Here is a 26,363-nt window from a genome sequence, read left to right as displayed (position 1 = left end):
AGGCGCGCGGTGTCCATGGTCGTCCAAACAACGCTCAGCCCAACGATGCATGCAAGCCCCTTGACTAGATCCATGTTCGCGTGCAGGCAGCCGGGCTGCTCCAGGTCAAGCTGCGTGGTGCGGCCGGGCTGCAGCCGGTTCAGCGGGCGGGCCGGCTCGGTGAAGAACCGGAACGCGTCGAAGTGCGAGCAGCGGATCGGGTGCGACTCGACGCGTGCAGGGCGTCAGGCGGCTGTTCTCGCGCGGAGAGGTCAAGCGGCGCGGCGTCGAGGCCACCTTCATCGCGGTGCGGCTGGTGAGCTACCTCGCGCTCGTCTTCCTCGTGCTGCCTCCCGGCAAGGCGCTGGCGTTCGTCGGCGTCCAGCTCGCCGTGTTCGGCCTGTACATGGGGCTGTCCTTCGCCCCCAACCACATCGGCATGCCGATCGTTCCGCCGGACGTCAAGATCGACTTCCTGCGTCGCCAGGTCCTCATGAGCCGCAACATCACCGGCGGCCGCTGGGTGGACACGTTCATGGGCGGGCTGAACTTCCAGGTCGAGCACCACCTGTTCCCGTCGATGGCGCGGCCGCACCTTCGCAGTTCCCCAACGCCGGCGGCGCCTGTTCCGACACCGTCGGCTCCTCTCGGCCCTAACGTGAGACCCTCGACCGACCAAGGTGGCCTCCACGCAGCGACAACGGCGCAGGCGGACCCCACCCGACCGCAGAACGACGCGGTCGCTAAGCTCAAGGACCGCGCCGCAAACGCGCTCTTCGAACGCATCGGTTCCCGCCTGACCGATTCGAGCCTCAGCGAGGAGCAGCTGCACAAGCTGGTGCGCACCGAGCTCAATCATGTCGTCGAGGAGGAGCAGGTTCCGCTCTCGACCGAGGAGCGCAAGCGGCTGATCCGCGATGTTCAGGACGACGTCCTAGGCCACGGGCCCCTCCAGCTGCTCCTCGACGACCCTACCGTCACCGAGATCATGGTCAACGGTCCCAACAAAATCTACGTCGAGCAGAGGGGCAAGCTGACCCGTACGGAGGTGCACTTCGCCTCCGAGGACCACCTGCGCCGGATTATTGAGCGCATCGTCTCGCGCGTCGGACGTCGCATCGACGAGTCTTCGCCGCTCGTCGACGCACGTCTCCCCGATGGCTCACGTGTCAACGCGGTCATCCCACCGCTAGCGTTCAGCGGGTCGTCGTTGACGATCCGGAAATTCTCGAAGGACCCGTTCAAGGTGGCCGACCTCATCAACTTCGGCACCCTCACTCCGGAGATGGCAGAGCTGCTGCATGCCTGCGTCGAGGCGCGCCTCAATATCACCACCTTCAGCGTCGCACTACAGACAGTTCTGCGTTCTCCGCTGGAGACCCGCCCTCGTTGTGGCAGGCTGACCGACAGCGCCATTCTTCAACAGGCTGCGGAGGTCGAGATGACTGATGGTGGGAACGATCGATTTCCTTTCGGAATGCGCCCCGGTGTCAACGACAACTGGATGCAGCCGAGCTTTCGAGACGCACCGCGGCAGAGCCCCCCGACGCCCATGGCCGATCCTCGTCTCGATCTTGGTAACGCTCGTCGTGATTGCTGCGCTTATCGCCTTCAGCGTATTGAGCTAAGAAGGCTCGGCTTGCTCGCCGTTCAGCGATGTGGCGGTGCAGCGGCCGCGGCTGAGCGACAACATGGCGTGTAAGGGTGGTCTGGCGGTAGCGAGGATCTCAGTGAGCACGGGGATCCCGCTCGTCTTTACGAGCTTTGCGACTGTGCGGAGGCGGGCGGTTCCAGCGGAGCAGACGGTCTTGAGACGGTGGCGCAGATGACTGCGCTGAGGTCGTGACCGATCACGCGGAGGAACGCACTTTCGAAAGCTTGTGCACGGTGCAGACGTCACGGCCTCCGCAGTGGTGGCGGTGGACACGAAGGTGGCTTCCGAGCGATCGGTGATGTCCTTTTCGACGGCGCAATACTGCTTAGGCAGTTCACGATCTGCATTCCTGCGCACCGTCACATCCTCGTGCATAAGCCGCCGGCACCGGGGCAGGACTCACACCGTCGCAACTCTGACGAGGCTCAGTAGCCAACGGTCCGCATGGGATGCCCTACCTACTCATCGTTGCGACGGCATGGGCGACGGGGGGGCGGTTCTGGAGGGGCCCCTGGTCCACCTCGCGCACCAGCAGCGCGGCGGGGACGGACCCGAGGACGACCACGGGTGCGACGGCCGCGTACCGGCGCCAGTCGACGTCGGCGCGTGCCGCGAACGTCATGAGCAGGGCGGACACGATGGGTCACCGTGTTGGTCAGGACCACTCCGGCGACCGGCCCGATCATCAGCACGAGCGCCGGTGCGACCACGAGGCCCGTGCCCATGCCGCTCGTGCGCTGCAGGACACACCCCAGCACGACGGCTGCGACCGCCAGCGGCAGCAGTCCGGCGCTCACGCGACCACCGAGCTCACTCCCCCAAGCCTGCCATCAGTGTGTAGAGGTCCTTCTTCCCCTCGAAGCCGATGCCCGGCAGGTCCGGCATGGTGATGTACCCGTCCTCCACCTGTACGCCGTCGGGAAAGCCGCCGAAGGGCTGGAAGAGGTCGGGGTAGGACTCGTTGCCCCCCAGCCCGAGCCCCGCTGCGATGTTGAGGGACATCTGGTGCCCGCCGTGCGGGATGCAGCGGCTCGGTGACCAGTCGTGCTCGCGCAGCATGTCCAGCGTGCGCAGGTACTCGACCAGCCCGTAGCTCAGGGCGCAGTCGAACTGGAGCCAGTCCTTGTCCCGACGCAGGCCCCCGTACCGGATGAGGTTGCGCGCGTCCTGCATGGAGAACAGGTCCTCGCCCGTGGCGAGGGGGTGCTCGTACGCGGCGGCGATCTGAGCCTGGAGCTCGAAGTCGAGCGGGTCACCGGGTTCCTCGTACCAGAACAGGTCGTACTGCGAGAGCATCTCGGCGTAGCGCAACGCGGTCTCCCGGTCGAAGCGGCCGTTGGCGTCCACCGCCAGCCGCTGGCCGGGCCCGAGCACGTCGAGCACCGCCTCGATGCGCCGTCGGTCTGCGTCGAGGTCCGCTCCCCGATCTTCTTCTTCACCACGGTGTAGCCCTGGTCGGTGTAGCCGCGCATCTCGTCCTGCAGCGCGTTCAGGTCCTGCCCGGGGTGGTAGTACCCGCCGGCGGCGTAGACGAAGACTGATCGAGCACGCCGGCGCCGGAGCTGCGGAGCCGGAGCACGTGGGGGTGTCGTGATGTCCGCGCGGGCCCCCCAGCTCCACGTGTCCGTCCCGGTCCGGACGTCGTCACCGGTGCACCCCTCCTCGGTCCGGCTGCTCGGGGACCAGTTCCGTTACGCCGTGCGGGATCTGTGGCGAGCCCGGATCGCGTTCATCTTCACCTTCCTGTTCCCCCTCATCTTCCTGGTCGTGATCGGTGCCCTCGTCGGCAACGGCACGATCAGCGCCGAGTCGTCGGTGTCGGTGATGCAGTTCGTGACCCCCTCGGCCGCGGTCCTGGGGGCCCTGTACGGCGCCTACCCGACGGTGGCCTCCTCGTTGGCCGACGCCCGTGAGCGCGGGGTCCTCAAGCGGGTTCACGGAACACCAGTGCCCGGCTGGGTCTACCTCGCGGGGCGGATCGGCGCCGCGGTGCTGCTCGCTCTCGGCTCGCTGACGCTGATGCTGGTCGTCGGTGTCGTCGTCTACGACGTGCAGATCCAGTGGCAGACGATGCCGGCCACCGCGGTGACCGTGCTGGCCGCGGTGGCTTCCTTCGCCGCCGTCGGCGTCGCGGTCGCCGGTCTGGCACGGTCGGGCTCCGTTGCGGAGGCCGCCTCGATCGCGCGGCCCGCCGACGGAGATGGTCGGTCTCAGCGCACTGGGGCCGCTCGAGCCCTTCGCCCCCGGCGGGGGCGCCGACAAGGAGGTCCGGGTATGAGCGCGGGTCAGATCCTGCTGTGGGTCGTCTTCCCGTACGTGGCGATGGCGGTCTTCGTCGTCGGGATGGTGTGGCGGTACCGCTACGACAAGTTCGGCTGGACCACGCGCTCGTCCGAGCTGTACGAGAAGACGCTGCTGCGCCTCGGCTCCCCCCTGTTCCACTTCGGGATCATCTTCGTCGGTCTCGGGCACTTCATGGGGCTGCTCATCCCGAAGGACTGGACCGAGGCGGTGGGCTTCAACGAGACGGCGTACCACTTCATCGCCACGTACATGGGGTCGGTCGCGGGGGTGGTGACCCTGGTGGGGCTGGTGCTGCTGATCTACCGCCGGCGCGTGACCGGACCGGTGTTCCTGGCCACCACCCGGGTGGACAAGTTCATGTACGTCATGCTCGCGATCCCGATCCTCCTGGGCATGTGGGCGACCATCCAGCTCCAGCTGCTCGGTGGCGCGCACGGCTACGACTACCGGGAGACGATCTCGCCCTGGCTGCGCTCGCTGCTGTACTTCCAGCCGATGCCGGAGCTGATCGGGCTGCTCGTGGCGAACCTCGCCTATCTCGCCGCCGGGACCCACCGCCACGCGTACGTGCTGCCTGTGGCGGCGCTGCTCGCCGTCATCACGCTCGTCGGCGGCCAGACCATCCTCGAGCACGTGTTCGGCCTGGACACCGTGCTCAGCGTCATCATCGAGTTCGTCGGAGGGATCGTGTTCATCATGCTGCTCGTGCGGGGAGGCCGCCGATGATTGTCACCGAGAACCTGACCAAGCGCTACGGCTCCACCGTCGTCGTCGACGGCGTGGACCTCACCCTCACCCCGGGCGGGGTCACCTCGATCATCGGCGCCAACGGCGCCGGGAAGTCGACCGTCCTGTCGATGATCTCCCGCCTGCTCGAGATGGACGGCGGCACGGTGAGCATCGACGGGCTCGACGTCTCCCGCACGCCCGGGGCCGAGCTCGCCAGGCGCATGTCGATCCTGCGCCAGGACAACCATCTCGCCGTCCGGCTGACCGTCCAGGACCTCGTGGCGTTCGGCCGGTACCCGCACTCCCGGGGCCGGCTCACCATCGAGGACCGCCGCCACATCGCCGCGGCCATGGACTACCTCCGAGGTGGTTGCGAGGGTGTTCGGCACATAGTCGAGCTGCCGCATCGCCGTCTCAACCACCTCACGGGTGCTCGAGCGCACGTGCGGGTCTTGGTTGAGCACTCTGGACACCGTCTTGGCGCTGACCCCTGCCAGCGCCGCGACGTCACGCATCGTCGCCATCACTTCCACTCTCCCACAGACTCGTCAGCGAGAGGTGAAGCCTCCGTCGACGGGCAGCGAGACACCCGTGACCATGCTTGCGGCATCACTGAGCAGGAACACGATGGGGCCGGCGATCTCCTCCTCGGTGGCCCATCGACCGAGCGGCATCTGGTCCAGGAAAGGCCTCTCGATCTCCGGGCGCCCCCAGTACCACGCAGACATCGGAGTCATGACGACGGTTGGGTTCACGCTATTGACCCTGATGTTGTACTGACCCAGCTCAAGCGCCGAGACGCGGGTGATGTTGTCCAGGGCGGCCTTCGAGGAGCCATAGGAGATGTGGCCAGCAAGGGCGACAAGCCCCGCCTGGCTGGACACGTTCACGATCGCACCACCGCGGCCCTGCCGGATCATCTCGCGCGCGGCGTACTTGGTCACGAGGAGAGACCCTCGGGCGTTGATACTCATGACCTTGTCGAACACGGTGATGTCCGTGTCCTGCGGCGTGGCAATCTCACCGCCCCAGCCGCCGGAATTCACCACACCCCAGATGTCTCGGCCCTCGACCGCTTCCCGCACGCTGTCTTCTGAGGTCAGGTCGAACGGGAGAGGCTCGGCGCCCGTCTCGGACGCGATGGCCTCGAGCTGCGCGACGTTGCGGCCCGCAGCAAGTACGTTTGCGCCCGCTCGGAGTCGCCTCGCGCTGCTCGCCCGCGTGACGCGCGACGCCGAGCGGTTCACCCGGGCCAGCCTCGGTGTGCTCGCCGGCCTCGCGACCATGGTCGTCTTCGCCGCGGTCGTCGGCAGCATCGGCTTCGAGACTCCCCGCGCTCCTGCTGACGTTCTTCTGGCTCCGGTTCCTCGGCCGCGAGGGCTGGCGGACCTCCGTCCTCGTCAGCGTGGGCGTCGTCGCGGCCTTCTACGCCATCTTCGTCGGGGCGCTCGGCGTCCCCATCCCGCACCTGTTCTAGGAGGTCCCGATGGACCTGTCCGCCGTGATCGACGGCTTCGGCGTCGTGCTCGAACCCGTCAACCTGGTCTACTGCCTGGTCGGCGTGATCGTCGGCATGCTCGTGGGCGTGCTGCCCGGGCTCGGCCCCGCCGCCACGATCGCCATCCTGCTGCCGATCACCTTCGGCATCGAACCCGTGACCGCCATCATCATGCTCGCCGGCATCTTCTACGGCGCGCAGTACGGCGGGACCATCACCTCGGTCCTGCTGCGGTTGCCGGGCGAGGCTTCCTCCGTGGTCACCTCTTCGACGGCTACGCCTGAGGATGCGCACGAGCGTGGACTTGCCGGCGCCCGTTGTCCCCGATGAGGGCCGAGACTTCACCGGGGCGGACGTCGAAATCCGCCCCCTGCAATGCCTGGACGGAACCGAAGTTGCGGACGATGCCTCGGGCTTCGTAGACGGGCGTGGAACTCATGCCAGCACCTCGTGTCCGTGGTGCGACCGGTGCCCACGCCAGCGGTGGTGCACCCCTTCGTTGCGGTGAACATGCTTCCTCCTTTGTCGGGTCGTGCGGCAGGACCACACAGGTCGTCCATGGACGATTCAGGGCGTTAGCTCTCCTGACCCTCGTGCAACTAGCTGTGCTGGCACGGGGATGACGGGGGCGTCGGAGAGGGCTTTGTCGCCCGGCTGTAGCCGGGCGAGAAGGGCCTTGGCCGCCATGTCTCCGATTGCCTCGGGTGAGTGATCGATAACGGTGACGGCGGGCGACAGGGTCTCGGCCATCGCGAAGTCGCCGTACGAGACCAGCGCTATATCGGTTCTGCCGAACTGGTGCAGCGCGGGGACCACGCCCAGCGAGAGTCGTGAGTTGGTGGAGAGGATCGCGGTGGGCGGCTCATCGAGTGCCAGAAGAGCTGTGATCGCCCGCATAACGTGAGCAAGAAGCACGCGGTGGACGCCGAGCATCCGGCCAAGCCCGACTCGATCACGGACATCAGGAAGCCCTCGTGGGGCTACACGCTGCGCAAGACGGTCCGCGAGTTCATGGACGACGACTGCACCGACCTCGCCGCCGCGCTGACCTACTACGGGGTGCTTTCGCTCTTCCCCGCGCTCATCGCCCTCGCCTCGATCCTCAGCCTCGTCGGGCAGGGTCGCAGCACCCAGGCGATCATCGACATGGCGTCGGAGTTCGTCCCGGAAGATTCGATGGAGCGGCTCGAGCCGATCCTCGACAACATCACCCAGACCGCCGCGGGGCTCGGCCTGGTCATCGGCCTGCTCGTGGCCCTGTGGACGGCGTCCAACTACGTCAACGCCTTCTCCCGGGCGATGAACCGCATCTACGAGGTGCCCGAGGGCCGCCCCGTCTGGAAGCTTCGCCCGCTGATGTACCTGCTCACCCTGGTGATGCTCATCCTCGTGGCCGCAGCCGGCGTGATCCTCGTGGTGTCCGGGCCGATCGCCGAGGCGGTCTTCGGCATCATCGGGATGGGCGACGTGGGCCGGACCGTCTGGAGCATCGCCAAGTGGCCGGTGCTGCTGCTCATCGTCGTCGTCACCATCGCCCTGCTCTACTACGTCACCCGAACTGAAGCAGCCCAAGATGCGGTGGGTCAGCCCGGGCGGCCGTCCCTTGGTCAGGACCTGGATGTGGCGGCGCAAGGTGCGATCGGAGGGGACGGGCACCTCCTCGCCCGGGTAACGGCGTAGCAGTTCTGCCTTCGCGTCACCGATAAGGGTCTTCACGGTAGTCGTGGAACTATTCCGTCGCCCGTGAGATGACCGCGATGAGTGAGTCCCTGAGCCGTTCGTCTAGCGTGCCCAGCGGAGCGGATTTCCTGAACTGGCGACGGTCAAGCAACGCGGAAGGACCGCCCTGGCGGTACAAGGTCACCCACCGCATGACGGTGCGTTCAGACACGGGACGCCCGGCGTCCGTGAGCTGTGCAGCCTTGCGGCGCGCGCGTTCGCTGAGACTGGGAAGCTCCGAGCTGTAGTCAGGAAGGGCTTCGCCGTCGTCTCTGGAAGCGCCGTAGATCACCTCCTCGACATGGCGAGCAAGCTCGGCGACGTCGCTCGCATGCTCGTCGTCAACCATGTCCAACGCTCGTGGCCCGGACACATCGGCGGCGATACGCGGCGGAACGGCCAGCAGTTGAGGGAGCGCCGTTACATGGACTACCTGCACCTCCTGCGTGCGCAGGTTGCGCAGCCGCAGGCATCCGCCCAGCAAGCCTTCAGCTATCCAGTCTCCGTCGGGGAAGGCCAACGTGTCACCGAGACGGACCTCAGACATCGCTTCTCCTAAGTGCCGTGCTCCAGCCGAGCGGTAGTGCGTCGTGGTCTGCCGCTGCCACATCAGGTGGTAGATGCCGTGGATGTGGCGAGACGGGTCATCCACACCGACTTCGAGCGCGGCTTCATCAAGGCCGAGGTCATCTCCTTCGACGACCTCGTCGAGCTGGGCTCAGTGGCGGAGGCCCGCTCGCACGGCAAGGTGCGCATGGAGGGCAAGGACTACGTCATGCGCGACGGCGACGTCGTGGAGTTCCGCTTCAACGTGTGAATCGGGGCGTTTGCCCAGGGCAGAGCGGTGGCGGGTGCCGCCAGTCCGGACACGGTACGCAAGAGCTACAGCAGACGGACTCGGACCGTGCTGTCATGAGGGCCAAGCTCCGTACCGGGCCGGTTCGAGTCAGCACCTTCGTCGCCCTGTCGAGGGACAGTGAGGACTGCCCCCTTTGGCAGAACGACTCAACTGTCTGACGGCGGACGCGACGGCAGCGGCGCCGGGTCCGGCCCCTCTCCGGCCGGTTCCCGCACGACGAGTGTGAACGCGCTGTCGTTTGGGGTAGGAGCGTCTTCCGAATCTGCCGCGCAGGTCCGCATACCGCCCTTGGCGCTCGACGATCGCGATCAGGCCGGCGTTCACGAGGCTGTCTTAAGTGTGAAGGTGAGGTGAATGACGCCGCTGGGGGGAGGAGACGGCTTCGAGGTCGTACGCGTCCTCGAGGCCCTCCAGGCCGTCCCAGAGCCGGACACCACGGCCGAGCACGATGGGCACCTGCACCAGGTGCATGTGGTCGACGAGCCCCGCGGCGAGGAACTCGCGCACGACCGTGGGGCCGCCGCCGATTCGGACGTCCTGGCCATCGGCGGCTGCGCGGGCGGTCGCCAGGGCCTCGGCCGGGGGAGGCGTCGAGGAAGTGGAAGGTGGTGCCACCCTCCATCTCCAGCGCACTCCTCTCATCCTGTCGACACGGTCTTGGGTGGTCATGTCGTTCCTCACTCCCTGGCCGACTCGATGACCGAGAGGAGCTCCGCGACCTCGGGGTACTCCTCCGCGTACCGGTCGACGACCGGCCGGGTTGCCTCGCGGAACGCGTCGGTGTCGACGTCGGTGACGAACTCGACGCCCATCTCCTCCGCGTCGGCCACCGACTGCTCGATGCTCTCCGCCCACATGGTCTTGTGCTCCTCGGTGGACGCCCGGGCGGCCTCGGAGACGAGCTCCTGGTCCGCCGCGTCGAGCCGCTCCCACGCGTCGCTGCTCATGACGAGCATGTCCGGGATGCGCGTGTGCTCGGTCATGGAGAACGACTTCGCGACCTCGCCGTGGGCGCTCTGGGTGAGCACGGTCTCGTTGCTCTCCGCGCCGTCGATGAGGCCTGTCTGCAGCGAGGTGTAGGTGTCGCCGAACGCCATGACGATCGGTGCCGCTCCGAGCTCGCGGAGGAAGTCGGTCTGGGACCGCATGTCCTGGACGCGGATCTTGAGCCCACGCAGGTCCTCGGGGGTGCGGATCGGCGTGTCTCCGGTGTAGAAGGACCGCGCACCCGAGCTGTAGTAGGTCAGGCCGACGAAGCCGTCCTCGGCGGTCGAGCGGAAGTACTCGGCCATCTCGGGCGAGTCCATGACCTCGTAGTACTCCTCCTCGGACTCGAAGACGTACGGCAGGCCGAGCGTGGTAGCCGGGGCGCGGCTCCATCATCAGGTTGTAGATGGTGCGGTCGAGCTCGTGGGCGTTGATGCCCAGCCCGGCGGAGGCGGCGCCCTGCGGGTCGAAGTCGACGATGAGGACGCGGCGGCCGTACTCGGCCAGCGCCGCGCCGAGGTTGATCGTGGTGGTGGTCTTTCCGACGCCGCCCTTCTGGTTGCACATCGCGATGATGCGGGCGGGCCCGTGACCGTCGAGCGGGGCGGGGACCGGGAAGTCGACGTCGGCGTCGGGCATGGTGCCCACGGCGCCCTCCGGGATCAGGCCTGGCTGCTCGCTTCTCACCCCCGCCACGCTAGTCGACGCGGCGCGGGCGCCCCAACACGGCACGCCCCAGGTCGCGAGATGTCAACTTCTCCGCGAGACGTCAAATCTTCCTTGAGATGTCAGATCCTCCGTGAGACGTCATCCACTCCGCGAGAAGTCAAACCGTCCCGAGATGTCTCGGTGGGTTCAGGAGCTCGGCCCGGTCCGTCATCCACAGCCACCACCGATCCACAGAAGCGTCACTGCCGCCGTCGGTCCGGGTCGTACACGGTCGATGCTGGCGCGATGGACCTCCTCGCGCCCGACCAGCCGATCACCATCACGGCAGCGCGAGCTGCCGGCTTCAGCGCCAACGACCTGACCGATCTTGTCGAGCAGCCGGCTACCAGAGCGACCTCATGGGACGCGTCGTACCGCTTCCTCGGCATGCGTCCGGGACGGTGCTGTCCGGCCAGTCGCCCGACGAGCGCCGCAGGCAGTACGCCGCCGACATCACCTACGGCACCAACAACGAGTTCGGCTTCGACTACCTGCGCGACAACATGGCGTGGTCGGTCGAGGAGCTGGTCCAGCGCGGCCACCACTTCGCCATCGTCGACGAGGTCGACTCGATCCTCATCGACGAGGCCCGGACGCCGCTGATCATCTCCGGCCCATCCGGGGACGCCAACAAGTGGTACGCCGAGTTCGCCCGCCTCGTCACCCGCCTCACGCGCGAGGAGGACTACGAGGTCGACGAGAAGAAGCGCACCGTCGGCGTGCTGGAGCCCGGGATCGAGAAGGTCGAGGACTACCTCGGCATCGAGAACCTCTACGAGTCCCTCAACACCCCGCTCATCGGCTTCCTCAACAACGCCGTGAAGGCCAAGGAGCTGTTCAAGCGCGACAAGGACTACATCGTCAAGAACGGCGAGGTGCTCATCGTCGACGAGCACACGGGCCGGGTGCTCGCGGCCGCCGCTACAACGAGGGCATGCACCAGGCGATCGAGGCCAAGGAGGGGGTGACCATCAAGGCCGAGAACCAGACCCTCGCCACGATCACCCTGCAGAACTACTTCCGGCTCTACGACAAGCTCTCCGGCATGACCGGCACCGCCGAGACCGAGGCGGCCGAGTTCGCGAGCACGTACAAGATCGGCGTCGTGCCGATCCCGACGAACAAGCCGATGCAGCGCATCGACCAGTCGGACTACATCGCCCGAGGCTAACCCGTCGCTTCCCCCTTCCCGGCCGGGTGGATCAGCCCCCCCGACCCCCGTGACGGACCCCCCATCCGGCGTGGCAGGCTGGTGGGGGTCGGTCGCCTCCAGGATCGGAAGAGGCCGGCTTCCTGTTTCGGACAACGACGTCGTCGAAGGAGCAGTTTCGTGACCAACAAGGCTGTCAGCTACGCAGGTCCGGGCAAGGTCGAGGTCATCGACACCCCCTACCCCGAGTTCGAGCTGAAGGACGGACCGGGGGTGAACCCGGCCAACATCGGGCGCCAGGTCAACCACGGCGTCATCCTCAAGACCGTCTCGACGAATATCTGCGGGTCCGACCAGCACATGGTGCGTGGCCGCACCACCGCCCCGGAGGGCCTGGTGCTGGGGCACGAGATCACCGGTGAGGTCGTCGAGGTCGGGCGCGACGTGGAGTTCATCAAGGAGGGCGACATCGTCTCGGTGCCCTTCAACATCGCGTGCGGACGCTGTCGCAACTGCAAGGAGCGCAAGACGGGTATCTGTCTCAACGTCAACCCGGACCGGCCCGGCTCGGCGTACGGGTACGTCGACATGGGCGGCTGGGTGGGCGGGCAGGCCGAGTACGTGCTCGTGCCGTACGCCGACTGGAACCTGCTGAAGTTCCCGGACAGGGACCAGGCGCTCGAGAAGATCCTCGACCTGACCATGCTCTCGGACATCTTCCCGACCGGGTACCGTGCGGTGCCGAGCGTCACAGCCCGTGATCGCGCTGAGGGCTCGCGGGCACGGGGAAGGCGGCCTGGTAACGTGGGCGGGGCCGGGACGCGCGAGCGTGCCTGCCGGAGCGTGACCTAGTCCTCACCGCGGGGACGACGTGCGACTGGCCATCTGGCTGGTGGTTCTGGCAGACTAGTCCGGTTGCCTGGGGTCAGGCCCCAGAGACATGACTGCTGGATCGGGTGCCACCGCCCGGATCCGAACGAGCATCACAACCGACCACCCCCGAACGGATCCGGGTCGGAGCGTGTCGCCGAGCGCGACACGCCCGAGCGCGGGGGTCGGTACAGACAGCGGTACGAGAGAGGTTAGACGACGCCATGGCGGGACAGAAGATCCGCATCCGGCTCAAGTCCTACGACCACGAGGTCATCGACAGCTCGGCGCGCAAGATCGTCGACACGGTGACTCGCGCTGGTGCGACGGTCGTGGGCCCGGTGCCGCTGCCGACGGAGAAGAACGTCTTCACCGTCATCCGTTCGCCCCACAAGTACAAGGACAGCCGCGAGCACTTCGAGATGCGCACCCACAAGCGCCTCATCGACATCGTCGACCCGACGCCGAAGGCTGTCGACTCGCTCATGCGTCTGTGCCGCCGTGACCTCCATCCGCATCGAGGCGTGCTCCACGAGTTCTCGACCGTTCCCGGTGTCAAGGAGGACGTCACCGAGATCATCCTGAACATCAAGAACGTCGTCGTCTCCTCCGAGAACGACGAGCCCGTCGTGATGTACCTGCGCAAGCAGGGCCCGGGTGTCGTCACCGCCGGCGACATCACCCCGCCCGCCGGCGTCGAGGTGCACAACCCCGACCTGCACATCGCGACCATCAACTCCAAGGGCAAGCTGGAGATCGAGCTCACGGTCGAGCGTGGCCGCGGCTACGTCTCCGCCGTGCAGAACAAGAGCGCGGACTCGGAGATCGGCCGCATCCCGGTCGACTCCATCTACTCCCCGGTCCTGAAGGTCACCTACAAGGTCGAGGCCACCCGCGTCGAGCAGCGCACCGACTTCGACAAGCTCATCGTCGACGTCGAGACCAAGAATGCGATCGCCCCGCGCGACGCGCTCGCCTCCGCCGGCAAGACGCTGGTCGAGCTCTTCGGCCTGGCGCGTGAGTGGCGGCCGACGCCGGTGTGCCGGGGACGTTCAGCAGGATCGCGGGGACGGAGCCGCCAGCGATACCGCCGGCAAAGATGCCCATGAGAACTGCCAGCCCCGTCTCCGCCTCCATGAGGAAGGTGAAGGGCAAGAACAGCGCCATCGCCATGGTCGCTGTGAGGCCCGGAAGGCTCCGATGACCATGCCAGCGGCGACCGCACCCGCAATGCCTGCGATGAGTCCGGGCGAGGAGAACAGCGTTCCGAGCCGCCGAGCAGAGAAGAGAAACGTCCATGTCAGCCTCCCAGGAAGACGTCGATCGGGGCAGCTGGCAGGGGGACGGCGAAGAGACGGCCGAAGATGATCATGACGATCCAGGTGGCCACCGCCGCGACGAGCAGATTGCTCCACCACCGGCGTGCCCCGGTCAGCCACCCCGCGACGAACAGAAGAGAGGTGAAAACGACGAAGAAGCCGATCTGCTCGAGAAGAAGGCCGGCGGCGATGAGGGCAGCAATCCCGATCACTACCTTGCGCGTCAAGGCCGGACCAGGATCCTCCTCGCTCTCGTGCGCGCCGCGCAGCGTCTGGATCACCAGAGCGACTGCAGCGATCGTGCAGAGCGCGCCGAGTCCGTGACTGCCGAGACTCGCGTCGTGGTGATCGCGGTAGTGGCGGGTGCGTTGGCCGGCGTGCTCTGGCGACCCACGAGATGGCTGACGATGTCGTGGGTCGTGTTCCTCGTGCTCTTCGTGATCGCGTACGGCGGCCCCCCACGCGCCGATGCACGGTCTGGGTGGGTCCCCTGGTACGGCGAAGCGCGCCGCATCCAGGCTCTTGTCGACGTGTTCGCGGCGCTGCTCGCGGGCATCAGCGTGAGCATGGTCCTGCGAGCTGTCGGACGCGGAAAGAAGTGGACCGTACCGGTCGCGGCTGTCCTGTCGCTGGCTGTCGTGGTCGCGGGCTGGTCGAGCTCGGGGGGCTTCCGTGGGGACCAGCGACGGGCCGACATCGCGTTCACCCATCAGGTCGGCCCGAGCCTTGCGGCGATGCGGCAGTGGGGCGCGGCGCTTCCGCACGACGCGGTGGTGATCGCTGACCCGTGGACCCCGGCGATACATCTGCCCGCCTTCTTCGGGGTCGAGCTGCTGTATCCGCACTACGTGCTCCGGGGCACCTTCACGGGCGACTACCGGCTGCTGCTCAACGAGTTCAACCGCCTGCACGAGGACCCGGCGGTGTGCCAGGCGGTGAACCGCCTCGGCGTGACGCATTTCGTGCAGGTTCCTGACGGACCGTACTTCGACGGCAGCACGCGCAGCGCTCCGCGACTCGCTCCGATCGACCCGGCCCGCCCCGGCAGTGTCCCCTTCCTTACTTGTCAGCGGAGTTCCGGGCAGTCCGGCCAGGTGGTTGTTCCACCAGTCGAGCGAAAGTTGGAAGCCGTGCGCGAGCACCGAGTCAGCACGATTTCGGGCTGCCAGCCACTCCTTGAGGGCTTGGGGCGGGTCGGGCACTGCGAGGTCCTGCGCCATAAGGGACACCGTAGTTGAGTTGTGGACAATTGTTGCTCGAAATCGCAGCACCGTTTGCGCTCGCTCTGCCATCCTGGTCAACGGCTCCTTGCCGCCTAAGTGCTCGCCGGGCCGCCAGGTTCGAAAGACCGAAGCAGACCCTTCATCGCAGATAAAGGCAGCAGTGGCGACGCTTGCGCGTGGTCCCGCCCCGGGCCCCGGATCAGGCAGCGGGACGCCGGATGGTTGGCATGGGGTTAATGCAACGCTTCTCCGGAGTTTCCGGATATGTCGATGTCGGTCCGCTTAGTCGCGGGGCGAGCGGACCGGAATGTCGGTGCGCACCGTTAGCGTCAACGGCGGTCGGGATCGGGTCAGAAACAGGGGGTGCCGTGAGCGAGATCGCCGGAGAACGAGCGAACCGCTGGACCCTGCGTCGTAGGTGATGACCGTCTGCCCGTAGCTCGGTGCCTCGGAGATCCGGACCGACCGTGGGATCGTGGCTTCGAGCGTCTCGTCCGGGAAGTGTGAGCGGACTTCCTCGGCAACCTCACGCGCGAGGTTCGTCCGCCCGTCGAACATCGTCAGCAGGATCGTCGACACGTGTAGATCTGGGTTCAGGTGCCCACGAATCAGTTCGATGTTCTTCAGGAGCTGCGTCAGTCCCTCGAGCGCGTAGTACTCGCACTGGATGGGGATGAGCACTTCACGTGCCGCTACGAACGCGTTGATCGTCAGCAGGCCAAGGCTCGGCGGGCAGTCGATAAGGACATAGTCGAACCGCTCGAGCCCTTCCCGCTCGCGCCACTCGAAGTGCTCACGGATCGCGTTCCGGAGCCGGTTCTCGCGGGCCACCATCGACACGAGCTCGATCTCCGCGCCGGACAGATCAATGGTCGCGGGGGCGCAGTAGAGCCCCGGCACGGACTCACAGGGGCGGATCACGTCGCCGAGCGGTACGTCATCGATGATGACGTCATAGATCGAGGGCACTCCGGAATGGTGGTCGATACCGAGGGCGGTGGAGGCGTTGCCCTGGGGATCGTTGTCAATGACGAGGACGTTGAGCCCGCCCGTCGCCAGAGCAGCCGCGACGTTTACCGTCGTCGTCGTCTTCCCGACGCCGCCCTTCTGGTTGGCGATGGTGAACACTCGCGTCTCTGTCGGGCGAGGGAACGTAGCGCCCTGCAACTTGATCCGTCGCCGAACGTCCTCGGCGAGCTGCGCGGCTAGTGGGGTCGTTTCGTCGGCCTCGGGGACGCTCCTCGAGGAGGGCGGCTCGTCGCCGTTCGTCGTGGGCCAGCAACGCTCTGACCTGCGGTAATGCTGTCCAGGCCGCGTCGTTCGTCGTGAGGCACAGCGTCCCCTCCAGTCGGTGTGATGCCTGTACTGCATCGTAAATGGACGCCCGCGGCCGGTCTCAGGGTGAGACGGCGCCGACGGGGTGCTGCATCCAGGAGTTGGCGGCGAGGATCCAGTACGCGGACAGGTTGGTGCCGATGGCCACGAGCCAGATGCAGGCCGAGTGCAGCCACTTGGGCAGCCGGCCCTCGCCGAAGATCCACAGGCCCAGGAAGGTGGACTCGAGGAAGAAGGCGGCGAGCGCCTCGATCGCGAGCGGGCGCCGAAGATGTCGCCGACGAAGCGGGAGTACTCCGACCAGTTCATGCCGAACTGGAACTCCTGCACGATGCCGGTGGCGACGCCGAGCGCGAAGTTGATGAGCAGAACCTTGCCGAAGAACTTCGTCAGCCGGTGCCACTTCTCGTCGCCGGTGCGCACCCACGCGGTGTGCATGATCGCGACCAGGGGCGACAGCCCTATCGTGAGGGGGACGAGGATGAAGTGGTACACGGTGGTGATGCCGAACTGCCACCGTGCCAGGTCGAGTGCTTCCACCTGAGCGCCCCTTCGGGAACGAGAGCGGCCCGGACCGCGGGGCCCGGGAATTTCCTTCTCAACGTAGGAGCGGGTCCACGGCGGGCCCCGGGACGTTGGTCCCGGAAGGTGACGGCGCGTCAGGAACTGCGGGAAGGGGGCCCTGTGCGATACTTGTCGCGGCCGGAGGGCAGTACCACACCCCGCCCACCGGTCCGACGACGACGTGACCGCCTCGGTGCCGTCCACCTCGCGCCGCCTCGCCATCCGGGCGAGCGCGCTGCAGCAGGGGACTGGTCCTGTCCGCCGGTGTCTCCAACACCTTCGTCTCGGGGGACCTGTTCAACCTCTACGTCGGCTTCGAGATCCTGCTGGCGGCGAGCTTCGTGCTCATCACCCTCGGCGGCACCCGCGACCGCATCCGGTCCGGCACGATCTACGTGGTCGTGTCGCTGATCAGCTCGGTCATCTTCCTGGTGGCGATCGCCCTGATCTACGCCGCCACGGGCACGGTGAACATGGCCCAGCTGGCCCTGCGCCTGCCGGAGATCGACCCGGACACCCAGCTGATCCTGCAGCTGATGCTGCTCGTGGCGTTCGGCATCAAGGCGGCCGTCTTCCCGCTCTCCGCCTGGCTGCCCGACTCCTACCCGATCGCCCCCGCGCCGGTCACCGCCGTGTTCGCGGGCCTGCTCACCAAGGTCGGCGTCTACGCGATCATCCGGACGCAGGTCCTCCTCTTCCCGGACGGGCGGGTCGACGACCTGCTCAAGGTAGTCGCCCTCGCCACGATGGTGATCGGCATCCTCGGCGCCGTGGCGCAGGAGGACATCAAGCGTCTGCTGTCCTTCACCCTGGTGAGCCACATCGGGTTCATGGTCTGGGGCGTCTCGCTGTCCTCGGAGGCGGGCCTGTCGGCGGCGATCTTCTACGTCGCCCACCACATCACCGTCCAGACCGCGCTCTTCCTCGTCGCGGCCACAGGGGGTCCGCACGGCCCGCGGACCAGGGCGACCCGATGACCGACGTGGCGGCACGAGCCGCCCCGACCATCGCGCGTGACCTGTGGCACGAGCGGGAAGAGACACCATGCAGACCCTGGACATCGTCGACGGCCCCTCGCTCCGCGACGACATCCCCGCCTTCCGCGCCGGCGACACCCTCAAGGTGAACGTCAAGGTCGTGGAGGGCAACCGCTCCCGTATCCAGGTCTTCCAGGGCGTGGTGATCGCCCGCTCCGGCAACGGTGTGCGCGAGACCTTCAAGATCCGCAAGGTGAGCTTCGGCGTCGGCGTCGAGCGCACCTTCCCGGTGCACTCCCCGTCGATCGACTCCATCGAGGTCGTCACCCGGGGTGACGTCCGCCGCGCGAAGCTCTACTACCTGCGCAACCTGCGCGGCAAGGCCGCCAAGATCAAGGAGAAGCGCGAGACCACCTCGCGCTGAGCCTGCCCGGGTGCCCGGTACGCCGTACGGTGTGCCGGGCACTCGCACGTCCCGGCCTTGTAAGGTCGACCCAGGTCCCTCTGGGCCGGCAGCGTCCTGGCAGTGCAGTTGCCAGAGGGGAGCGGATCGCTTGACCACCGACAGCACCGACGGGCGTGCGGGGGGCGACGACGGCCCAGAGCGAGTCCGCGGCCATGCCGCCCAGCTACAGCGCCGCCGCGTTCACCTCGAGCGTCCGTTCGACGTCCCACTCCTTGTCGAGCCTGCGCAGCGTCGCGCGAACTCGGCCGGCGTGGCGCCCACGAGAGAAGTGACGTCCTCCAGCCGCCTGGCGTCCAGCTGGTGGTTGATCTCGGGTGCGGTGTGTGCCCGGACCCGGTCGAGCTCCTCCATGGTGCCCTCCTCACCTGGACAGCGGTCTCCGGCAGCGTAGGGCCGCGCGCACGCGCTCGCGCGCTGAATACCCCCCGGGGTAGGACGTAGGACCCTCGATCCTTGCCGTTCCCGGCGACACGATCGGGGTAGCTGCGACGGAGCGGAGAGAGCGATGAAGCGTCTGGTGATTCTCGGGGCGGGCACGGCCGGCACGATGGTGGCGAACAAGCTGCGCCGTCGGCTGCCACGCCAGGAGTGGCGGATCACGGTGGTCGACCGTGACGACGTGCACCTCTACCAGCCGGGTCTGCTCCTGCTGCCCTTCGGCGTCTACGAGCCCAAGGACCTCATCAGGCCCCGTGACCGGTACCTCGCCGGCGGCGTCGACCTTGTGCTGGCGGAGATCGACAGGGTGGAGCCCGGCGTCGCGTGCCGGCGCGGCGCCCGTACGGGACGTATCAGTTCGCCCGTGGGACCTCGAACATGGCGGACTCGGAGTATCGCCCGCCGACGGCGAGGTCGTACTGGACGAGCCGGTAGTCCTCGAGGAGCTCGACAGCCCGCGGCCGACGAGGTCCGCCGGGTCGATCTGCCGGCCCGCCGCGTCGAGCGTCAGAGTTCTCTCGACGGCTGCCGTCTCCTTCTCGAGCTCAGCCAGAAGCGCGTTGTACGGGGTGATCGGCGCGTCGGCCGCCGCCAGCATCTGGTTGACGAGGAAGTTCGGCCCCACCGTCGGAGCGTTGTCGAGCTTCCGGGTCGGGAAGTTCGCCCACACCAGGTACGGCGTCTCGTACAGGACCTGCTCGGGAACGGCCGCCTTGACGGACTCCGGCCAGAGCGAGGCCAGGTGGTCGCCGTAGAGCAGCACGATGGTCCGCTCGTACATCTGCTCGAGATCGGTGACGAGCTGCTCGAGCGCCCGGTCGCTGTGGCTCAGCCCTCTGAGGTACTGCCCGGCGTCGGCCTTCTGCGCATCGCTCAGAGCGTCGCCCCCCACCGCGACGGGGTCGCTGTAGGCACGTTGGATGCTCGGCAGGGCGATGTTCACGATCGAGTCGTCCAGCACCAGCATCAGCTGTGCCGTGGCAATCACGAGCAGCGGCACGATCGCCGCCACGCCGCCCCGTCCCTGCAGTAGTCAAGCTCTCGTCTCCTTCACGCATGGCCGGCAGAAGCCGCCCTGGCCCTCATCCAGGTTCTGACGCGCCAGGAGGCGCTGAGAACAGGGACACTGACGCATACCCCGGCGGGGTACGCCTTCGCGACCGTATACCCAGTAGGGGTATCTAGAGAAGCGGGCCGGCTGTGTCGTGCCCCACGTCCGTCCGCACTGCACCGGGGGGTTGACGGGAATACGGCGGAGGCGTGTACGTTGCACACACAGGTACCCCCAGGGGGTACCTCAGAGAGGGAGAAGCTGTGAGCATCAACGAGCTCGAGTACCAGGTGACCGGCATGACGTGCGGCCACTGCGAGATGGCCGTCCGCGAGGAGGTCGGCCAGATCGCGGGAGTGGAGCGCATCGACGTCAGCGCCCAGACCGGCAGGCTGGTCGTGACCAGCAGCGGGCCCGTGGACGACGCGGCCGTGCTTGCTCCAGACGGTAGGAGACGTTCGCCGCGACCTTCTTGCGACCGGGCGACATCGCGGTCAGGTCCACACCGCGGTCGTAGACGGTCAGCCGCTGGTTGGGATTCAGGTCGTCCCAGACCAGGGTCCGCCGGCTTCCTCCCACCACCATCTGCCGGATCTTCGTCGGGCTCAGCCAGTTGACGTGCACGTGCGCGATCGCCCCACCGGGCAACGGCAGCGTGAGGTACCCGACGCAGGACTGTCCTGCTCCGATCGGATCGGCTCCCTGGGCCGCGACCGACGTGGGGACCAGGCCGCCAGGAAGGATGAAGTCGAGGATGGACAGATCGTGGGGCGCGAGGTCCCAGAAGACGTCGACGTCCGGCTGGACCAGACCGAGGTTGATCCGCACCGAGTCCACGAAGAGCAGCTCGCCGAGCGTGCCCTCCTCGATGAGCTCGCGCATCTTCAGCACGACCGGCGTGTAGCAGAACGTGTGGTCCACCATCAGTACCCGGTCGAGCTCCGCAGCGCGGGCGACGAGCTGGCGCGCACGGTCGCTGCTGTCCGCCAGAGGCTTCTCTATCAGCACGTGCTTGCCCGCCTCGAGGGCGGCCGTGGCGAGCGGCGCGTGCGTGCGTGCGGGGGTGGCGATGGCGACGGCGGCCCTCGGGCTCACCCTGGCTTCATGCGGCTTCGCCAACGGCGGCGACGGCTCAGGTGGTTCGACCACGTCGGCGGGCGGCGGGCTTCGACCTTCAGCACACTCTTCGCGCCGAGCTCAACTTCGCCGTCGAGTCCGACGATGCCGTGATGCTGAGCCAGATCGGTTGCCTCGAGACGCTGATCCGGTACGACGAGGTCTCCGGGGAGCTCAAGCCCCTCCTGGCGAGCGAGTGGAGTCAGACCGAGCCGCTCGCGTGGGACGTCACGCTGCGCGACGACGTGACCTTCCAGAACGGCACCCGGCTCACTGCGGAGACGGTGGCGACCGCCCTCAACTACGTTCTGGGGACGGACGCGCCGCCGCGCGCCTTCAGTCCTTCGGTCGTGTCGTCCGTCGAGGTCGTCGACGAGGACACCGTCCGCGTCGTGACCCCGGAGGAGAGCGCACTCCTGCCGTACCGGCTGGCCAGCGTGAACACAGGAATCCTCGCCCCCGAGGCATACACGGACGCGGGCACCGACCCGATGGGTACCTGCACCGGCCCGTTCGCCATCACCGACTATGCGCCGGGGCAGTCGCTCCGTCTCGAGCCCAACACGGACTACTGGGGTGGGGACGTGCCGCTCGACCGGGTGGAGGTGCAGTTCATTCCGGAGGGCACCGCGCGGGCCACGCAGATCCAGACCGGCGAGGCGGACATCGCCGGGTTCCTGCCGGCCACGAGCATCGCGGATGTCGAGGCCGATTCCGAGGTCACGGTGACCCGGACCTTCACGCCGAGGACCACAGGACTGCACTTCAACACCTCACGCCCGCCGTTCGACGACCCGAACGTCAGAAGGGCTGTCCAGGTCGTCGATCTCGATGCCCCATCCGGGACGGTCCGGACGCAGATCGAGGTGACCGTCGACAGGCAGGTACGGGTCTCGGCACCACGTGGTCGTGTCGGGCTTGTACTCGAGGTAGGCGAAGTTGGTGGTCGCCGCTGCGAAGTGCACTGTGCGCCGTCGCGAGGGCGCGGAGTGATCACGTATCCGCTCACGTCATCGCGTTGCTCGCCTGTGCGCGGAAGCTCCGTGCATCCATGATCTGACTCGAGGAGCGCCCTCGCCCGTCCACAGAGATTGAGAGGTCAAACGGGCGCGCTGGAAGTGGTTAAATCCAACTACGCTCACGGGCGTGGATTCTCCCCCTTGGGTCGTCGTTCTGACCGGTGCCCCTGGATCGGGCAAGTCGTCAACAGCCAGGGAGCTGGCAAGGCTTCTAGGTGCAGCGTTGCTGGACCAGGATTCGATGACTAACCCGCTCGTCGACATCGTCGGCGAGCTGATCGGTGTGCGTGACTACGACGACGTCCGACTTGCTGGTCTCGTACGAACGGCTCGCTACGCCAGTCTCCTGAGCGTGGCTGGCGACTGTGTGGCAGCCGGCGTACCGGCGGTCCTCGTAGCCCCGTTCACCACGGAGCGGCGAGACAGTGATGCCTGGGCCGACCTGTCCACGGCCATAGCCGACTTCGGGGGACGGGCCTGCATGGTGTGGCTCCGAATCACCGCGAACGAACTCTCCGCACGGCTGCAGGCGCGTGCCGCCGAGAGGGACGAAGGCAAATTGAAAGACATAACCGCCTTCGTGAAGAGTCTCGACCTAGGCGCTGTCGTCCCGCACCTCGAGGTTCCGGCGTCCCTGCCTCCCGCGGGCCAAGCCACGCTCATCCTCGGCGCTCTTCGCTGACGAGACGAACTCGTCCACCTCACACGAAGACAACGTGCGCCAACCCGCTGTTGACAACCTTGTCATAGGCGCGTCATAGTTCATGCCCTGCCCTGCATGACAACGTTTGGCCGGAAATAGTGCAAAGGGCGCGCTCGGCAGGCGTCTCCATAACCATTCTCGTGCCGCTCATATCGCGAGCCAACGCATCCTTGGCTGGATATGGGACGACGAGGCTTCCTATGGTGTCGCGATGCGCGAAGTTACGACGGCCATCGAGCATGAGTGGAAGCGAGTCGCTACGGCAGGTGAGCTCAACAGCAAGGCTGCTCTCACGATTGATCCTGTCGCGTTCGTCCCGGCGTTTGGTTTGTACTCCACAGATAGGGCTCGTGCGCTCGTCGTGAATGCGCTCCACTCTGATCGCACGTCCAACCGATTAGCGTGCGTGTTACGCACCGGTAGTGGCGCAATGGTCGAACGATGGGTACGCGAGAGGTCGCGACTCATATCGGATTCGAGAGAGGCGCCGATATGGAGGTCTCCAAATTGGGGTGAGGAAGAAAACGTGGTGGAACTGTAATGGCCCGTGCAACACATGCCGACGACCTCTTATTGGAAGACCTGCTGCAGAGCATCGAACAGGGTACCCTCGGCTTGCCGAATTTCCAGCGAGACTTCGACTGGACAGACCAGGACGTTCGAGCACTGTTGGGCACGGTGTTGAGCGGTTGGCCAATTGGAAGCTTCCTGCTCATTGAGGTTGACCAGACCACGCGTGACTTCTATCAGCCGCGACATTTTGACTCGGCGCCGGTTCTCTCGGACGACGTAGATCTAGTGGCGCTGGACGGGCAACAACGCCTTACAGCACTCTTCCAAGCGCTCACAGGATCTGGTCGAACGCGTTATGCGCTCCGTATTCGCGAAGACTTCGTCGTCGGTGACGTTGATTCGCTTGACTCGTCGATAGTTGCGATGGCGGCTGACGTCTGGGAGAAGAAGTATTCCGATGTCGAGATCCAGTGGGAGAATGGGTACGTCCCGCTCACAGCGCTCAGGTCGGCTTCTTCCTTCTATGAATGGCTCATAGTTCATGCCCTGCCCTGCATGACAACGTTGACATCACCTCGCTGAGGAGGTTGCGCAGCATGAGTTCCACCTGCTTCCACCAGCGGCGCGCTGTCGGCGACGTCTCAGCTTCGACCTTCGGCAGTCGAGCATGAGCTCACACAACGGGGCCCGACACTTAAGGACGTCGCGCAGCTCGCGAACGTAAGTATCAAGACGGCCTCGCGGGTGATCAATGACGACGCCAACGTGGCCGCCACTACTCGGGCGGCCGTGCTAGAGGCAGTAGAGTCGCTCGACTATCTGCCCGACCCTGCAGCCCGTTCGCTGCGTGCGGGCACGGACCGCACCGTCGGTGTCGTCGTTGACAGCATCGGCGATGTCTTCTTCGCGCAGCTGGTGGCAAAGGTCGAAGCGGTACTCGAGGACGCCGGATACCGGGTGCTCATCGCCTCGAGCAACCGCATCCAGCAGCGTGAGCGCGACACCGTTCAAAACCTGGTCCAGCGTCGGTGCGCGGGCATAATCGTCGCACGAGAGCCGGGACTCCCTCGCAGGAATGCGGCTGCGAGACGTGCCGGTTGTCTTCGTCGACCGGGTCGGAGATCTGCCTGCCGCCCAGTCCGTCGTCGCGGACGACTTCGGCCTCGCGCGGCTCGCGACCGAGCACCTCATTGCTCACGGGCACAAGCGCATCGCACTGCTGAGCGACGTGCCGGGCATCGAGACGACCCGGAACCGACACGAGGGCTTTCGCGCAGCGATGGCCGCCGCGGACCTGCCGGTTGACGAGCGCCTCATCCGGGCGAGCGAGCGCGCGCGCGTGCTTTCCGACCAGGACGTTGGCGAGCCCCTCGGGGACCATCCGATTCGCCGGAGTCGAGCACGCCCATCCCTCGATGGAGTGGGCGTCGTAGGCAGGTGGAGGTCATCGCCCCGCCAACCCGGATTCGGTGAGCCACTGGGTTACTACTTTGCCTGCGTCTGTCGCCTCTTCGCCCTGGACTGCCAAGCCTTCGGCGACCGTCGCCTCGGTAGAGCTCGGCGTAGTCTGCGAAGACGCGGCCCCCGCCGAGGGCGTAGGTCACGAACGGATGGATCGTCTTTCCGGACAGGTCCGCACCGTCGAGGAAGGTACGGATGATCATCGGTGCGCGAGTGTTCCATACTGGACAGCCGAGGATGATCGAGCGATAACGACCGAGGTCGGGCAGGTTCCCAGCGATTTTCGGCCTCGCGTCCGCGTCCTGTTCTTGGCGGTTGCGCTCGACGGTCGCGGCGTAGTTGTGGGGGTACGGCTGCTCGGGCTCGATCTCGAAGATGTCGGCATCGACCTGCGCGGCGACCATCTCTGCGATCACCTTGCTGTTGCCGACCTCAAGGTCCTTGCGATCGCCGTACCAGTAGTTCTCCCGGCCCAATGGTTGCCCCGTACTCGACGCTGCTTGGTTTCCGTCTACAACTGGCCGAGGACAGAACCTACTTCGAGGTCGCTCGCGCCTGAGACTGATTATCGAACCACGTGTCGTCCGCCGAGCTGAACCGAACTCAGGCGCACGGCAACCGACATACGATCCACGTGCTTCCGCCGCGACTCCTCACCAGGTCCACACGCCCTCAGGACCTTCGACCGCATCCAACTTCCTGGATCACGTCACCGGCTCCGGAAGCTGCCAGTACGGTCAGTCCATTCGGGGACCGGAGGAGGATCCGCTTTCGGCGGGCGTGGGCGGCGTCATGCGTGAGTGAGGCGGTCTCGCACTCGCTTCGTGAGCTCCACGTCGTGTGGAAGGCGGCTCAGTTCCACGGGATCAACAAGCGCGCCATGTTTTCGGAGTGTGCTGGCAAGACCGGCCCAGTGCTCCGCGGCCATGTCCTCTTGAGAGTGATTGCCGAACGCCTCGTCTGGTCCGACCACCGTCCGAGCGTCGTCCGCGATGTCCTCGACGGTTGTCTGCTTCCAGAGGTCGGGAGCACCGTGCGCGCTCCAGCCCCGGTCATCGAGCAAGGTCAGGCGCCGACCGTCGTCGAGGACAGCTAGGTGCAACGCAGAAAACGACATCTCGCTGGCGTCGTAGACCGGTTCCCCGTGGACGATGGGGATTGCCGCAGGACCGAAGCCATCCGGCGGAGGGCCATCGATGAAAGGGGCATCGCGGACTTCGGCAGGAACGATGCGGTCGTCGAGGTCAACGACGGTCACCAAGCGAGTGACAGTGGGCATACCGCCGCATTCTCCCACCGCGCCGAGGAACGATTGCTTGGCAAGACGTCGTGCAGCGAGGGCGGAATCCTTAGGTACTCGGCAGTTTCCGCTCACCGCTCCCGTTCCGGGGCGGGCCGCCCTTGCAGCCGAGAGAGGGAAGGGACCTGCTGGTGGAGTCGGGTGCTGCCCGATGCTCGTCCCGGCAACAGATGCGGGAGGCCCGACGACGACGTCGTAGTCGTCGTCCTCCGGGCCGCCCGGGTACGCCAACGCAGCCGTCGGCGCGAGGACGAGGGCCGCAGCGGCCGCGGCGGTGCTAAGCACACGTCGGTTCATGGTGGAGTTCCCCCAGGTAAGTCAGTGCAGTACTGCTGTCGTCCGAAACGTTATCAATCAACCTCCATATACGGAAGTCGAGGCCGAAAACTGGCCGATGGACGGCCCTGGCGTTATCCGCGCC

23 protein-coding genes and 18 pseudogenes are annotated in these 26,363 nt (G+C 66.6%); 21 read left to right on the top strand and 20 right to left on the bottom strand.

Features of this window, described 5'->3' with window-relative positions; all coding sequences use genetic code 11:
• Window positions 1-59: 59 nt before the first annotated feature.
• Window positions 60-218, bottom strand: a pseudogene (locus DA06_RS23825) (3-methyladenine DNA glycosylase); the annotation flags it as partial.
• Here DA06_RS23825 and DA06_RS23820 point away from each other — a divergent pair.
• A pseudogene (locus tag DA06_RS23820) lies at window positions 218-580 on the top strand (fatty acid desaturase); the annotation flags it as partial. The pseudogenes DA06_RS23825 and DA06_RS23820 overlap by 1 nt on opposite strands.
• A complete protein-coding gene (locus tag DA06_RS23815; RefSeq protein ID WP_418608190.1) occupies window positions 560-1,681 on the top strand; it encodes a CpaF family protein in 1,122 nt (373 codons plus the stop codon). The pseudogene DA06_RS23820 and the gene DA06_RS23815, both read left to right, overlap by 21 nt.
• 406 nt (window positions 1,682-2,087) lie before the next feature.
• Here the strand turns inward: DA06_RS23815 and DA06_RS23810 are convergent, their stop codons facing one another.
• Together DA06_RS23810 and DA06_RS23805 are read right to left on the bottom strand one after the other, a co-directional pair.
• Window positions 2,088-2,270 (bottom strand): hypothetical protein, encoded by a 183-nt coding sequence (locus DA06_RS23810; RefSeq protein ID WP_418606241.1) that lies wholly within the window; start codon window positions 2,268-2,270, stop codon window positions 2,088-2,090.
• Window positions 2,271-2,443: 173 nt separating this feature from the next.
• On the bottom strand, window positions 2,444-3,016 hold the full coding sequence (locus tag DA06_RS23805) for an enolase C-terminal domain-like protein (protein ID WP_418606240.1): 573 nt from the start codon (window positions 3,014-3,016) through the stop codon (window positions 2,444-2,446).
• Between the two features lie 210 nt (window positions 3,017-3,226).
• On the opposite strand from DA06_RS23805, the gene narI reads away from it, so the two are divergent.
• Both narI and DA06_RS23795 read left to right on the top strand, forming a co-directional pair.
• A complete protein-coding gene (gene narI / locus DA06_RS23800; protein ID WP_418606238.1) occupies window positions 3,227-4,663 on the top strand; it encodes a respiratory nitrate reductase subunit gamma in 1,437 nt (478 codons plus the stop codon).
• Window positions 4,660-4,968 (top strand): annotated as a pseudogene (locus tag DA06_RS23795) (ATP-binding cassette domain-containing protein); the annotation flags it as partial. The gene narI and the pseudogene DA06_RS23795, both read left to right, overlap by 4 nt.
• Before the next feature lie 90 nt (window positions 4,969-5,058).
• Here the strand turns inward: DA06_RS23795 and DA06_RS23790 are convergent.
• A pseudogene (locus DA06_RS23790) lies at window positions 5,059-5,181 on the bottom strand (LacI family DNA-binding transcriptional regulator); the annotation flags it as partial.
• A 33-nt stretch (window positions 5,182-5,214) separates the two neighbouring features.
• A complete protein-coding gene (locus DA06_RS23785; protein ID WP_418606237.1) occupies window positions 5,215-5,913 on the bottom strand; it encodes an SDR family oxidoreductase in 699 nt (232 codons plus the stop codon).
• Window positions 5,914-5,927: 14 nt separating this feature from the next.
• Here DA06_RS23785 and DA06_RS23780 point away from each other — a divergent pair, with 14 nt between their 5' ends.
• Window positions 5,928-6,143 carry a hypothetical protein gene (locus DA06_RS23780; RefSeq protein ID WP_418606236.1) on the top strand — a complete coding sequence of 72 codons (216 nt, stop codon included), beginning with the start codon at window positions 5,928-5,930 and terminating at the stop codon, window positions 6,141-6,143.
• 9 nt (window positions 6,144-6,152) lie between these two features.
• Window positions 6,153-6,442, top strand: a pseudogene (locus DA06_RS23775) (tripartite tricarboxylate transporter permease); the annotation flags it as partial.
• Window positions 6,443-6,731: 289 nt separating this feature from the next.
• Here DA06_RS23775 and DA06_RS23770 read toward each other — a convergent pair.
• Complete coding sequence (locus DA06_RS23770) at window positions 6,732-7,097, bottom strand: substrate-binding domain-containing protein (protein ID WP_418606235.1); 366 nt, start codon at window positions 7,095-7,097, stop codon at window positions 6,732-6,734.
• Here DA06_RS23770 and DA06_RS23765 point away from each other — a divergent pair.
• The gene (locus DA06_RS23765) at window positions 7,083-7,844 is read left to right on the top strand and encodes a YihY/virulence factor BrkB family protein (protein ID WP_418606233.1); all 762 of its coding nucleotides are present in this window, start codon (window positions 7,083-7,085) and stop codon (window positions 7,842-7,844) included. The genes DA06_RS23770 and DA06_RS23765 overlap by 15 nt on opposite strands.
• A 49-nt stretch (window positions 7,845-7,893) precedes the next feature.
• On the opposite strand, the gene DA06_RS23760 is transcribed toward DA06_RS23765, so the two are convergent.
• Window positions 7,894-8,430, bottom strand: coding sequence for a helix-turn-helix domain-containing protein (locus tag DA06_RS23760; protein ID WP_043506652.1), 537 nt, complete (start codon window positions 8,428-8,430; stop codon window positions 7,894-7,896).
• Window positions 8,431-8,517: 87 nt separating this feature from the next.
• Here DA06_RS23760 and DA06_RS23755 point away from each other — a divergent pair.
• Window positions 8,518-8,700 (top strand): annotated as a pseudogene (locus tag DA06_RS23755) (DUF933 domain-containing protein); the annotation flags it as partial.
• 375 nt (window positions 8,701-9,075) lie between these two features.
• Here DA06_RS23755 and DA06_RS23750 read toward each other — a convergent pair.
• From DA06_RS23750 to DA06_RS23740, 3 genes and pseudogenes are all read right to left on the bottom strand, one after another.
• Window positions 9,076-9,357 (bottom strand): dihydrofolate reductase family protein, encoded by a 282-nt coding sequence (locus tag DA06_RS23750; RefSeq protein WP_418608189.1) that lies wholly within the window; start codon window positions 9,355-9,357, stop codon window positions 9,076-9,078.
• Between the two features lie 62 nt (window positions 9,358-9,419).
• The gene (dctP, locus tag DA06_RS23745) at window positions 9,420-10,049 is read right to left on the bottom strand and encodes a TRAP transporter substrate-binding protein DctP (RefSeq protein WP_418606231.1); all 630 of its coding nucleotides are present in this window, start codon (window positions 10,047-10,049) and stop codon (window positions 9,420-9,422) included.
• A pseudogene (locus DA06_RS23740) lies at window positions 10,045-10,368 on the bottom strand (ParA family protein); the annotation flags it as partial. The gene dctP and the pseudogene DA06_RS23740, both read right to left, overlap by 5 nt.
• Window positions 10,369-10,775: 407 nt before the next feature.
• Between DA06_RS23740 and DA06_RS23735 the strand changes: the two are divergent.
• From DA06_RS23735 to rpoA, 4 pseudogenes are all read left to right on the top strand, one after another.
• Window positions 10,776-11,596, top strand: a pseudogene (locus DA06_RS23735) (preprotein translocase subunit SecA); the annotation flags it as partial.
• A 171-nt stretch (window positions 11,597-11,767) separates the two neighbouring features.
• A pseudogene (locus DA06_RS23730) lies at window positions 11,768-12,343 on the top strand (alcohol dehydrogenase catalytic domain-containing protein); the annotation flags it as partial.
• Window positions 12,344-12,681: 338 nt separating this feature from the next.
• A pseudogene (gene rpsJ, locus DA06_RS23725) lies at window positions 12,682-12,909 on the top strand (30S ribosomal protein S10); the annotation flags it as partial.
• Window positions 12,908-13,479, top strand: a pseudogene (gene rpoA / locus DA06_RS23720) (DNA-directed RNA polymerase subunit alpha); the annotation flags it as partial. The pseudogenes rpsJ and rpoA, both read left to right, overlap by 2 nt.
• Here the strand turns inward: rpoA and DA06_RS23715 are convergent.
• Window positions 13,382-13,594, bottom strand: a complete 213-nt coding sequence (locus DA06_RS23715; RefSeq protein ID WP_418608188.1) for a tripartite tricarboxylate transporter permease — start codon at window positions 13,592-13,594, stop codon at window positions 13,382-13,384. The pseudogene rpoA and the gene DA06_RS23715 sit on opposite strands and share 98 nt — an antisense overlap.
• A 163-nt stretch (window positions 13,595-13,757) precedes the next feature.
• The gene (locus tag DA06_RS23710) at window positions 13,758-14,057 is read right to left on the bottom strand and encodes a tripartite tricarboxylate transporter TctB family protein (protein ID WP_418606230.1); all 300 of its coding nucleotides are present in this window, start codon (window positions 14,055-14,057) and stop codon (window positions 13,758-13,760) included.
• On the opposite strand from DA06_RS23710, the gene DA06_RS23705 reads away from it, so the two are divergent.
• On the top strand, window positions 14,031-15,014 hold the full coding sequence (locus DA06_RS23705) for a DUF6541 family protein (RefSeq protein ID WP_418606229.1): 984 nt from the start codon (window positions 14,031-14,033) through the stop codon (window positions 15,012-15,014). The genes DA06_RS23710 and DA06_RS23705 overlap by 27 nt on opposite strands.
• Window positions 15,015-15,281: 267 nt before the next feature.
• Here DA06_RS23705 and DA06_RS23700 read toward each other — a convergent pair whose 3' ends face one another.
• Window positions 15,282-16,127, bottom strand: coding sequence for a ParA family protein (locus DA06_RS23700; RefSeq protein ID WP_418606227.1), 846 nt, complete (start codon window positions 16,125-16,127; stop codon window positions 15,282-15,284).
• Between the two features lie 277 nt (window positions 16,128-16,404).
• A pseudogene (locus tag DA06_RS23695) lies at window positions 16,405-16,874 on the bottom strand (cytochrome ubiquinol oxidase subunit I); the annotation flags it as partial.
• A gap of 272 nt (window positions 16,875-17,146) precedes the next feature.
• On the opposite strand from DA06_RS23695, the pseudogene DA06_RS23690 reads away from it, so the two are divergent.
• A pseudogene (locus tag DA06_RS23690) lies at window positions 17,147-17,872 on the top strand (proton-conducting transporter membrane subunit); the annotation flags it as partial.
• Window positions 17,873-17,942: 70 nt separating this feature from the next.
• Complete coding sequence (gene rplS / locus DA06_RS23685; RefSeq protein WP_043506584.1) at window positions 17,943-18,299, top strand: 50S ribosomal protein L19; 357 nt, start codon at window positions 17,943-17,945, stop codon at window positions 18,297-18,299.
• A 222-nt stretch (window positions 18,300-18,521) separates the two neighbouring features.
• On the opposite strand, the gene DA06_RS23680 is transcribed toward rplS, so the two are convergent.
• Window positions 18,522-18,692, bottom strand: coding sequence for a hypothetical protein (locus DA06_RS23680; RefSeq protein WP_418606226.1), 171 nt, complete (start codon window positions 18,690-18,692; stop codon window positions 18,522-18,524).
• A 154-nt stretch (window positions 18,693-18,846) separates the two neighbouring features.
• Between DA06_RS23680 and DA06_RS23675 the strand changes: the two are divergent.
• A pseudogene (locus tag DA06_RS23675) lies at window positions 18,847-18,921 on the top strand (hypothetical protein); the annotation flags it as partial.
• A gap of 450 nt (window positions 18,922-19,371) precedes the next feature.
• On the opposite strand, the pseudogene DA06_RS23670 reads toward DA06_RS23675, so the two are convergent.
• Window positions 19,372-19,746: pseudogene (locus DA06_RS23670) on the bottom strand (sulfatase-like hydrolase/transferase); the annotation flags it as partial.
• Between the two features lie 383 nt (window positions 19,747-20,129).
• On the opposite strand from DA06_RS23670, the pseudogene DA06_RS23665 reads away from it, so the two are divergent.
• Window positions 20,130-20,270 (top strand): annotated as a pseudogene (locus DA06_RS23665) (heavy-metal-associated domain-containing protein); the annotation flags it as partial.
• A 1-nt stretch (window position 20,271) separates the two neighbouring features.
• Here the strand turns inward: DA06_RS23665 and DA06_RS23660 are convergent.
• Window positions 20,272-20,910, bottom strand: a pseudogene (locus DA06_RS23660) (Gfo/Idh/MocA family protein); the annotation flags it as partial.
• A gap of 56 nt (window positions 20,911-20,966) precedes the next feature.
• Here DA06_RS23660 and DA06_RS23655 point away from each other — a divergent pair.
• The 3 genes from DA06_RS23655 (at window position 20,967) to DA06_RS23645 (ending at window position 23,763) form a co-directional block, all read left to right on the top strand.
• A complete protein-coding gene (locus DA06_RS23655) occupies window positions 20,967-22,001 on the top strand; it encodes an ABC transporter substrate-binding protein (protein ID WP_418606225.1) in 1,035 nt (344 codons plus the stop codon).
• 91 nt (window positions 22,002-22,092) lie between these two features.
• Window positions 22,093-22,647: an AAA family ATPase gene (locus DA06_RS23650; RefSeq protein WP_418606224.1), complete on the top strand. Its 555-nt coding sequence runs from the start codon at window positions 22,093-22,095 to the stop codon at window positions 22,645-22,647.
• A gap of 594 nt (window positions 22,648-23,241) precedes the next feature.
• Window positions 23,242-23,763, top strand: a complete 522-nt coding sequence (locus DA06_RS23645; RefSeq protein WP_418606222.1) for a DUF262 domain-containing protein — start codon at window positions 23,242-23,244, stop codon at window positions 23,761-23,763.
• A gap of 210 nt (window positions 23,764-23,973) precedes the next feature.
• Here the strand turns inward: DA06_RS23645 and DA06_RS23640 are convergent, their stop codons facing one another.
• The gene (locus DA06_RS23640) at window positions 23,974-24,192 is read right to left on the bottom strand and encodes a hypothetical protein (RefSeq protein WP_052437066.1); all 219 of its coding nucleotides are present in this window, start codon (window positions 24,190-24,192) and stop codon (window positions 23,974-23,976) included.
• Between the two features lie 64 nt (window positions 24,193-24,256).
• Here DA06_RS23640 and DA06_RS23635 point away from each other — a divergent pair.
• Window positions 24,257-24,457: pseudogene (locus tag DA06_RS23635) on the top strand (LacI family transcriptional regulator); the annotation flags it as partial.
• 37 nt (window positions 24,458-24,494) lie between these two features.
• On the opposite strand, the gene DA06_RS23630 reads toward DA06_RS23635, so the two are convergent.
• On the bottom strand, window positions 24,495-25,118 hold the full coding sequence (locus tag DA06_RS23630; RefSeq protein ID WP_418606220.1) for a flavodoxin: 624 nt from the start codon (window positions 25,116-25,118) through the stop codon (window positions 24,495-24,497).
• A 314-nt stretch (window positions 25,119-25,432) separates the two neighbouring features.
• Complete coding sequence (locus DA06_RS23625; protein ID WP_418606218.1) at window positions 25,433-26,239, bottom strand: hypothetical protein; 807 nt, start codon at window positions 26,237-26,239, stop codon at window positions 25,433-25,435.
• Window positions 26,240-26,363 lie beyond the last annotated feature (124 nt).

This window comes from Georgenia sp. SUBG003, from assembly GCF_000715355.2.
In the GTDB taxonomy this organism is placed as follows: domain Bacteria; phylum Actinomycetota; class Actinomycetes; order Actinomycetales; family Actinomycetaceae; genus Georgenia.
Note: the sequence above shows the minus strand (reverse complement) of the source record. Positions and strands in the feature narration are given on the sequence as shown.